Here is an 8,669-nt window from a genome sequence, read left to right on the forward strand (position 1 = left end):
ATATCTCTAATTTATTGCTATTTTTAGATTGATTTTTATTCATAGCAATTTAGTCTGATTTGCTTTTTTAAAATATAAGTATTTTAGTCAGATTTTGAATTATTAATTACAAGTGTTTCTGTCAAGTTTAAAAAATATTACTTTCCTCCATTTATTCTCTGCAACACCCAAAAACAAACTATTGATTTATAATAAGTTAACAATATATTTGCATTTTAACTGTGCCAGCTATTTTTTTTTGTATGTTTTTGTTTAATAATATAAAACACAGTTTAAAAAATAGGCTTATAAAAGTGAGCTTAGTTCCTAAAGATTTAAATAGAAAAGTAGTTCGTGAACTCACGATCATTTTAATAATTAAGGTCGTGCTGTTAATGGTCATCAAAAATATTTGGTTTGATGCCCCAACTATTCCTCAAAATTTTGATTCACAAGTTGCTGAGCGTATTGCTGGCAGTCCTTCCTCAATCAAGGAGACACGTTGATGATTTCTGAAAGCGTGGTCGATCTCTCGCGGTTCCAATTCGCAATGACCGCGATGTATCACTTTATTTTTGTTCCACTGACTTTAGGTCTGGCTTTTATTCTTGCCATTATGGAAACCACGTATGTGATTTCTGGTAAAGAAATTTATAAAGACATGACCAAATTCTGGGGAAAACTCTTCGGTATTAACTTTGCCTTAGGGGTAACCACTGGTTTAACCATGGAGTTCCAGTTTGGTACAAACTGGGCGTATTACTCACACTACGTGGGTGATATCTTTGGTGCACCACTCGCAATTGAAGGTTTAATGGCCTTCTTCTTAGAATCGACCTTCATTGGTTTATTCTTCTTTGGATGGGATCGCCTCTCCAAAGTGCAGCACTTATGTGTAACGTGGCTGGTTGCGCTTGGTTCTAATATGTCCGCTCTCTGGATTTTAGTTGCCAACGGCTGGATGCAGAACCCAGTGGGTTCTACCTTTAACTACGAAACCATGCGTATGGAATTGGTTGACTTCGGGGCGTTAATTTTTAACCCTGTTGCGCAAGTTAAATTCGTACACACTGTTTCTGCAGGTTATGTAACGGGTGCTATTTTCGTTTTAGCGATTTCAAGTTATTACTTATTGAAAAAGCAAGACTTGCCATTTGCGCGTCGTTCATTCGCTATTGCAGCAATTTTCGGTTTAGCTTCTACTTTATCTGTAATTCTACTTGGTGATGAATCAGGTTATGAATTAGGTGATGTTCAAAAAACCAAACTCGCAGCAATTGAAGCAGAATGGGATACTCACCCTGCTCCTGCAGCGTTCACTTTATTTGGTATTCCAAACGAAGAAACGCAAACGACAGATTACGCAGTTAAAATTCCTTATGTCATGGGGATTATTGCAACGCGTTCTATCACCGAAGAAGTGACTGGTATTAAAGACCTGATCGCAAACCACGAAGTTCGTATTCGTAACGGTATGGTTGCTTATCAACAACTTGAGCAATTACGTGCGGGCGACCAATCTCCTGAACTTAAAGCTGCATTTGAGCAAACTCAAACCGATTTGGGTTATGGTTTATTGTTGAAAAAATACACGCCAAACGTAGTAGATGCGACTGACGAACAAATTAAAATGGCTGCTGCGGATACTATTCCACACGTACCAAGTTTGTTCTGGGCATTCCGTGCCATGGTAGCTTCTGGTTTCTTAATGCTGTTGTTATTCGCACTTGCAACTTTTGCAGTGGCTAAACGCAACGCAGAAAGCAAACCTTGGTTATTAAAATTTGCGTTATTCTCATTACCATTACCTTGGATTGCAGCGCAAACAGGTTGGTATGTAGCAGAAGTTGGTCGTCAACCATGGACAATTGGTGAAGTACTTCCAACACACTTGTCTGCATCTTCACTCAGCACTGGCGACGTATGGGGCTCAATCATTGCATTGGCAGCGTTCTATACCGTTTTGCTGATTATTGAAATGTACTTGATGATCAAATTCTCACGTCTAGGCCCAAGCTCGCTTCATACTGGTAAATACCACTTCGAGAAAATTGAAGCTGCGAAAAAAGCCAATGAGGAGGCTTAAGCATGATCGAATATGAATTACTCAAAATCATTTGGTGGGTGTTAGTGGGTGTATTACTCATTGGCTTTGCCCTCACCGATGGCTTCGACATGGGCTCAATGGCGATCATGCCATTTGTAGGTAAAAATGACGAAGAACGCCGTGCTGCAATCAACACGATTGCACCGCACTGGGATGGTAACCAGGTTTGGTTCATTACAGCGGGTGGCGCGTTATTTGCTGCTTGGCCAATGGTATATGCAACAGCATTCTCAGGCATGTATTGGGCACTACTCTTAGTTCTGTTCGCCCTATTCCTGCGCCCAGTTGGTTTTGACTACCGCTCAAAACTTGAAAACACCAAATGGCGTACATCTTGGGACTGGGGTTTGGCTGTAGGTGGTGCAGTTCCTGCATTAGTGTTCGGTGTTGCGTTTGGTAATATGTTCCTTGGCGTACCATTTACCCTAGACGAAACTGTACGTTCAACATATACAGGCAGCTTCTTTGCATTATTAAACCCATTCGCTTTAGTGTGTGGTCTAGTCAGCTTGTCTATGCTTTGCGCGCATGGTGGTGCATGGTTAATGCTGCGTACCGATGGTGACTTACGTGCACGCTCTGCAAAAGCAACGCAAATCATGGGCATTGTGTTCCTTGTGTGTTTCTTGGGTGCAGGCGCATGGCTATACTTCGGTGGTATCGAAGGTTATACCCTAGTCACTCCATACGACACGAACGGCGTAGCAAACCCATTGGCTAAAGAAGTTTTAACCAATGCAAACCCAGGTTGGATGAACAACTACTCAGCGTACCCTATTACCATGATTGCACCAATTATGGGCATCTTGGGCGGTATTTTGATTATTCTTGCAGCAGGTAAAAACAAAGCTGGTTTAAGTTTCACAGGTTCATCTTTAGCGGTGATCGGTGCGATTTTAACTGCAGGTTTTGCATTGTTCCCATTCTTAATGCCATCAAGCCTCAACCCAGTTGCAAGCTTGACCATGTGGGATGCGGTATCAAGTAAAAACACATTAACTGTAATGACTGTTGCAGCATGTATCTTCGTACCAATTATTTTGCTATACACCACTTGGTGTTACTACAAAATGTGGGGCGTTATCACCAACAAGCACATTAAAGAGAATTCACACAGCCTTTACTAAGGCTGTGTCTAAGGAGAATAAATTATGTGGTACTTTGCATGGATTCTCGGTATTCTGATGGCATGCTTTGCAGGTGTCTTGAGTGCCCTGTATATTGAATCTCATCAAGACCTTGACGAGGAATAATTAGATGACAGACACTGCAGTGAACGCTGAAACAACAGTTCAAAAACCGAACAAGATTGCGATGGTTATTTCATGTTTATTGGCATTCCCACTCGCAGCTGTACTGCTTCTTCATCCAGCAGCAATGCTGGATGCCAACGGTGAATATAGCCACCGTGCCATGATGTTTATTATGATTGGTATTTCAGGTGGCTTTGTACACGGTGTTGGTTTTATTCCACGCTTTTGGTTTTGGAAATGGTTATTTAGCCCATTTGTGGCTTGGCCATTGATGATTTGGGGTTATTACACTTGGTTTCTTTAATGAGGTGTAAATAAATTCCTTGAAAAGAGCGCAATATGCGCTCTTTTTTATTGGCTTAATATTTAGGAGCCGCAGATCATTCCTCTGCATCTTCACCATATAAAACAGCGTATAAAATTTTGAAACTTACAATCTAAAAGAAGAACTAAGCTCAAAACTCAGGCAGAAAAAAGCCAAACACTACGGTTTGGCTTTTTTCACAACATATTTTCGCACTTGGCAATGATTATGCACCTTGCTTAAAGCATATTGTTATTTCGGCTCAATGGGTGCAAACGGTGCAACCACATCGGCATTCTGCGCACGATGACGCATGAAATGATCCATCAATACAATCGCAAGCATAGCTTCTGCAATTGGCGTTGCACGCACACCTACGCAAGGATCATGGCGTCCTTTGGTCAGTACATCCGTATCTTCACGGTTTAAATTAATGGTTTTACCAGGTGTAGTAATACTGGCTGTTGGTTTTAAAGCAATCGCAACACGAATATCTTGACCACTAGAAATACCGCCTAAAATACCGCCTGCATGGTTCGCCAAAAAGCCGTCAGTGGTCAGTTCGTCACGGGTTTCATGCCCAAACTGCGCTGCCACTGCAAAACCATCTCCAATTTCAACGCCTTTCACAGCATTGATAGACATCATGGCATGGGCAATATCGGCATCTAAACGATCAAAAACAGGTTCGCCCCAACCCACAGGCACTTTTTCAGCCACAATTTCCAGTTTTGCACCACAGCTTGTACCCTGTTCACGCAAAGACGTTACCAAAGCTTCAAAACGTGGTACAGCATCGGCATCGCCACAGAAAAATGGATTGTTTGGTACTTCGTTCCAATCTAGCTTTTCAGCTTTTTCTGTACCAATTTGAGTGACGTGACCACGAATCACAATTCCAAATTTTTCGAACAGGTATTTTTTTGCAATTGCACCTGCTGCAACGCGCATTGCTGTTTCACGTGCGCTTGAACGTCCACCACCACGATAATCGCGGAAACCATACTTTTGCGTATAGGTATAATCTGCATGCCCAGGGCGGAAAGTCTGTGCAATATTACCGTAGTCTTTCGATTTTTGGTCGGTATTGCGAATCAGTAAACCAATTGAAGTTCCAGTGGTTTTACCTTCAAAAACACCTGAAATAATTTCAACTTCATCGGGTTCTTTGCGCTGTGTCGCGAACTTAGACGTACCCGGTTTACGGCGATCTAAATCTTTTTGTAAATCTTCTGCGGACAGTTCAATCCCCGGTGGCACGCCATCGACAATCGCCATCAGACCTACGCCATGAGATTCACCACAAGTCGTTACACGGAAAAGTTGCCCTATACTATTACCTGCCACGTCCAACGACTCCTTATGCTTGAACAGATTGAATAAATAAATCGCGATATTCACGGCATTGTGCTGCAGTCAATGCAAAAATACCTGAACCACCTTTTTGGAATTTTAACCAGTGCAAATCAACCGTGTTAAAGTTTTGCTTCATCGCCCATTCAGAATTACCTACTTCAATCACAATTAAGCCATCTTCTGTCAGGTAATCTGCCGCCTGTGCCAACATTTTACGGACTAAATCTAAGCCGTCTTGCCCTGCTGCCAATGCCAATTCTGGCTCATGATGGAATTCTTCAGGTAAATCTGCCATATCTTCCGCATCAACATACGGCGGGTTAGATACGATTAAATCATACTGATTTTCGGCTGGGATTTTGGCGAATAAATCAGACTCAAGCAACGCCACTTGGTATTGTTTGTTGTGATGTTCACAGTTAATTTGTGCGACTTCCAAAGCATCTTTTGAAATGTCAGTTGCATCGACTTCAGCATCTGGAAAAGCATAAGCCAAAGCAATCGCAATACAACCTGAACCCGTGCACATATCCAAAATACGTTGTGGGGTTTTAGGCGCAGCATTGGCTGGTAAATTGTTATCTGCTTCGCGCATTTGACCTTCTTCATCTAGGCAATATGGCGCAAAACGATTTTCAATTAGCTCGGCAATAGGTGAACGTGGAATTAGAACACGCTCATCTACATAAAATGGTTTTCCGAAGAAATACGCCAAGTTTAATAAGTAAGAAGTTGGTACTTTTTCATTGATACGGCGTTCGAGCAAGCTTAAAAATTCAGCTGCTTCGCTCGGCAATAATTTTGCATCTAAAATTTCAGCGTCTGCATTCCAGTCTAAAGACAAAGTTTGTAACACCAATGCAGAACTTTCTGCAAAATAATCTTCTGTACCTTGACCTAAATGTGCATCGTATTGACGTAGTGCTGTAACCCCAAAGCGAATAAAATCACGAATGGTTGATAGGTTTTCAGCAGCTTCCTGCAAATGTTCAGGGCTAATTGTCGGTCGATCCACTTAAGGCGCTCCAAGGTCAAATTTTAAAACGCCTTATGATACCTTGTTTTGCTCGGTTTTATAATGTTTAAGCAGTTTCCAAGTAATTTATTTGCTATGGTTTTACTTATTTGATTCCCACAAACTGCCCTTGATAATAATCTGCACGCTCTACTGTCTGTAGCAAAACACATTGCGCGCGCTGCAATTCCGCAAAATCACTTTGAGTAGATAAATAGCAGCGCTGTTTTACACGGTTTTCCCAAAGTTGATGCTGTTGTTGAATATTATTGGCATTGCCTGCGCTGCGTTTCACATAGGCTTTATAGTGTTTTTTGAGTCGTTTAGTTTGTGCTTTTTGCTCAGTTTTAATACATTTTTGCGATTGAGAAATTTTGCCATAACTATTGTTCATACATTGCGTATAGCCTTGTGAAACGCCATTCGCCCAAACTTGAGCTGTACCCAAAGTCAGCATCCCCAATAGTGTAAATGTCCAAACTTTCATATTTTCCCCTGAGCGTAGTCTGTTTTTAAAGCGCGGTAAATTTTCAATATTTTATAATTTTAAAAAACCCAAATTGCTGTATTGATGCTACAAGATTCAGGTTAAAAAGCATATAGTCAATCTCCTGCTTTTTATAGCTGAGTCGATGATAAATGCACAATAATCATTGAAAAATGTGACAATATCCCAATAATTGAATTACTCATTTTATAGATGAAGCTTTCAGCCTTATGAGCTACAAACACAATAATTTGATGGCCATGCGCCAAAGCTATTGGAACGACAACCACTCTGATGCAGTCTTGATTGAAAAACAATTTTTTCAGCAAATTTTGATTGAAAACGGCATTTTTGAAAATGCGTCATTAGATGATGCCAAATATCTATTTTTTAGTTTGCCCAGCGTGATTATTGTTAAGGGATATGCGCATGGTTTTTTACACGATTCTGTAAAATTGATGATTCTCAAATTTATCCAAGACAACAAAGCGCAATTGATGAAAAAAGCCGAAACCAAAGTGCAATATCGGATGTAAAAGTACTTTTAAGCCGTTTTTCATACTTTTTTCACGAGGAAACTCGTCGTTCAGCAAGTTGAACTTTTTTAATACGTTAAGACGCGCTAATATCCGTTACAATCTAATTTTCCTGCGTATTGCTGATTTAAGGATTGATTTTAATGTCAGATCAGAACGATAAGCTTAAACAACTCAAGACTTCCTCTATGGATCGACGCTTATCCATCGCAAAGGCATCTTTACTTGCAGGAACACGATGGGCAGCCTCGAATGCCACCTCTATGTTTTCAAGCGAAGAAGAAAAAGAACGTAAACGAAAAAAAGCCATGAAAGAACAAGCCGATTACTTGGTGGCTGAAATTGGCAAACTCAAAGGCTCTATCGTGAAGATTGGGCAAATGATGGCGCTGTACGGCGAACATTTTTTACCTGAAGAAATTACGCAAGCACTCAACACGCTGAATAACCAGACTGTCGCATTGGCATGGCCTGCAATTAAACAGCAATTACAGGCACAGTTAGGTGCCAAACTTGATGATCTCACTATTGATCATGAGCCATTAGGTACAGCCTCTTTGGCTCAAGTTCACCGCGCGACCTGCAAGTCGGATGGTTTGGAGTTGGTATTAAAAATCCAATATCCAGGCGTAGCAGATGCGATTGACTCAGACATGAGCCTATTTAGAAATATGCTCAAATTGACACGCATGGTGCCGCAAACCCGTGAATTTGATCAGTGGTTTGATGAAGTGCGTGAAATGATGCATCGTGAAGTCAACTATCAAATTGAAGCGGAAACGACACGTCGTTTTGCTGCCCGTTTAAAAGATGATCCGCGCTACATTGTGCCGCAAATTGTGGATGAATACTGTAGCGACCAAGTGCTGTGTATGACCTTTGAACGTGGCGTACCGATTAACAGCCCTGTCATGCTCTCATTACCTCAAGAACGCCGTAACCAATTAGGCGAAGCCTCTTTAGAAATTGCTGTGCGTGAAGTATTTGAATGGGGCGAAATGCAGACTGACCCGAACTTTGGCAACTACTTAGTTCGCTTAGGTAATGGTGAAGATATTCACGATAAAATTGTACTGCTCGACTTTGGTGCTATTCGTCAATTTGATCAACACTTGCTGACTGTGGCGCGTAATTTGATCAAGGCGGGTTATTACCACGACCCACAAATGATGGTGAATGCCATGACGGGTTATGAGTTTTTTGACAGTATTCCTGAAAGCATTAAACCTGACATGGCAAAAGTGTTTCTATTGGCAACCGAAGCCTTTAGTCACTTAGACAATAACCGCGATTTACCTGCAGGCGTGATGGATGAACAATCGCGCTATGACTGGAAAAAAAGTCAGCTGCATAGCCGTGTCATGCAACAAGCATCTAAATCAATGGCTTCGCGTTACTTTAGTGTGCCGCCTAAAGAATTTATGTTTATTAGCCGTAAATTTATTGGTGCCTACACCTTTATGACCGTGATTGATGCGAAAACCAATGTCCGCAAAATGATTCAAAAGTTTATTTAAGTCCCAACTTTTATTTCTTTGATCAAAGCTGTTATATAGACCTAAATGATTGTTGCCCACTAGATGCAATTGTCATTTAGGTCAATTTATTTTAAAAGCGTAGATTTCTATAAAA

Annotated in this window: 10 protein-coding genes; 7 read left to right on the forward strand and 3 right to left on the reverse strand. The window is 41.0% G+C overall.

The window, feature by feature from the left end; genetic code table 11:
* The first annotated feature begins 293 nt into the window (after positions 1 to 293).
* From cydP to VF675_RS12790, 5 genes are read left to right on the forward strand one after another with little or no spacing between them, the layout of a single operon-like run.
* A complete protein-coding gene (gene cydP / locus VF675_RS12770; protein WP_070155611.1) occupies positions 294 to 485 on the forward strand; it encodes a cytochrome oxidase putative small subunit CydP in 192 nt (63 codons plus the stop codon).
* Positions 485 to 2,065 (forward strand): cytochrome ubiquinol oxidase subunit I, encoded by a 1,581-nt coding sequence (locus VF675_RS12775; protein WP_096900849.1) that lies wholly within the window; start codon positions 485 to 487, stop codon positions 2,063 to 2,065. Before cydP ends, VF675_RS12775 begins: the two co-directional genes overlap by 1 nt.
* Before the next feature lie 2 nt (positions 2,066 to 2,067).
* On the forward strand, positions 2,068 to 3,213 hold the full coding sequence (gene cydB / locus VF675_RS12780) for a cytochrome d ubiquinol oxidase subunit II (RefSeq protein WP_004973405.1): 1,146 nt from the start codon (positions 2,068 to 2,070) through the stop codon (positions 3,211 to 3,213).
* A 24-nt stretch (positions 3,214 to 3,237) separates the two neighbouring features.
* The gene (cydX, locus tag VF675_RS12785; protein ID WP_004860610.1) at positions 3,238 to 3,339 is read left to right on the forward strand and encodes a cytochrome bd-I oxidase subunit CydX; all 102 of its coding nucleotides are present in this window, start codon (positions 3,238 to 3,240) and stop codon (positions 3,337 to 3,339) included.
* Positions 3,340 to 3,343: 4 nt separating this feature from the next.
* A complete protein-coding gene (locus tag VF675_RS12790; RefSeq protein ID WP_004973403.1) occupies positions 3,344 to 3,643 on the forward strand; it encodes a cyd operon YbgE family protein in 300 nt (99 codons plus the stop codon).
* Between the two features lie 252 nt (positions 3,644 to 3,895).
* Here the strand turns inward: VF675_RS12790 and aroC are convergent, their stop codons facing one another.
* The 3 genes from aroC to VF675_RS12805 form a co-directional block, all read right to left on the reverse strand.
* Positions 3,896 to 4,990 carry a chorismate synthase gene (gene aroC, locus VF675_RS12795; protein WP_004973401.1) on the reverse strand — a complete coding sequence of 365 codons (1,095 nt, stop codon included), beginning with the start codon at positions 4,988 to 4,990 and terminating at the stop codon, positions 3,896 to 3,898.
* Positions 4,991 to 5,003: 13 nt separating this feature from the next.
* The gene (prmB, locus tag VF675_RS12800; RefSeq protein WP_178318690.1) at positions 5,004 to 6,014 is read right to left on the reverse strand and encodes a 50S ribosomal protein L3 N(5)-glutamine methyltransferase; all 1,011 of its coding nucleotides are present in this window, start codon (positions 6,012 to 6,014) and stop codon (positions 5,004 to 5,006) included.
* Between the two features lie 106 nt (positions 6,015 to 6,120).
* Positions 6,121 to 6,501 carry a DUF1311 domain-containing protein gene (locus VF675_RS12805; RefSeq protein ID WP_081406292.1) on the reverse strand — a complete coding sequence of 127 codons (381 nt, stop codon included), beginning with the start codon at positions 6,499 to 6,501 and terminating at the stop codon, positions 6,121 to 6,123.
* 230 nt (positions 6,502 to 6,731) lie between these two features.
* On the opposite strand from VF675_RS12805, the gene VF675_RS12810 reads away from it, so the two are divergent.
* Together VF675_RS12810 and VF675_RS12815 are read left to right on the forward strand one after the other, a co-directional pair.
* Complete coding sequence (locus tag VF675_RS12810) at positions 6,732 to 7,037, forward strand: hypothetical protein (RefSeq protein ID WP_004973392.1); 306 nt, start codon at positions 6,732 to 6,734, stop codon at positions 7,035 to 7,037.
* Between the two features lie 143 nt (positions 7,038 to 7,180).
* Positions 7,181 to 8,554 (forward strand): ABC1 kinase family protein, encoded by a 1,374-nt coding sequence (locus VF675_RS12815; RefSeq protein WP_440205322.1) that lies wholly within the window; start codon positions 7,181 to 7,183, stop codon positions 8,552 to 8,554.
* Positions 8,555 to 8,669 lie beyond the last annotated feature (115 nt).

The sequence above is a fragment of the Acinetobacter sp. Lyrl_1 genome (assembly GCF_051948795.1).
Lineage (GTDB): Bacteria > Pseudomonadota > Gammaproteobacteria > Pseudomonadales > Moraxellaceae > Acinetobacter > Acinetobacter towneri.

What these genes read in the sequence shown, in the direction of transcription:
- cydB (WP_004973405.1), top strand. Translation starts at nt 2,068, where the DNA reads ATGATCGAATATGAATTACTCAAAATCATTTGGTGGGTGTTAGTGGGT.
- VF675_RS12810 (WP_004973392.1), top strand. Translation starts at nt 6,732, where the DNA reads ATGAGCTACAAACACAATAATTTGATGGCCATGCGCCAAAGCTATTGG.
- VF675_RS12805 (WP_081406292.1), bottom strand. Translation starts at nt 6,501, where the DNA reads ATGAAAGTTTGGACATTTACACTATTGGGGATGCTGACTTTGGGTACA.
- VF675_RS12815 (WP_440205322.1), top strand. Translation starts at nt 7,181, where the DNA reads ATGTCAGATCAGAACGATAAGCTTAAACAACTCAAGACTTCCTCTATG.
- VF675_RS12775 (WP_096900849.1), top strand. Translation starts at nt 485, where the DNA reads ATGATTTCTGAAAGCGTGGTCGATCTCTCGCGGTTCCAATTCGCAATG.
- VF675_RS12790 (WP_004973403.1), top strand. Translation starts at nt 3,344, where the DNA reads ATGACAGACACTGCAGTGAACGCTGAAACAACAGTTCAAAAACCGAAC.
- cydX (WP_004860610.1), top strand. Translation starts at nt 3,238, where the DNA reads ATGTGGTACTTTGCATGGATTCTCGGTATTCTGATGGCATGCTTTGCA.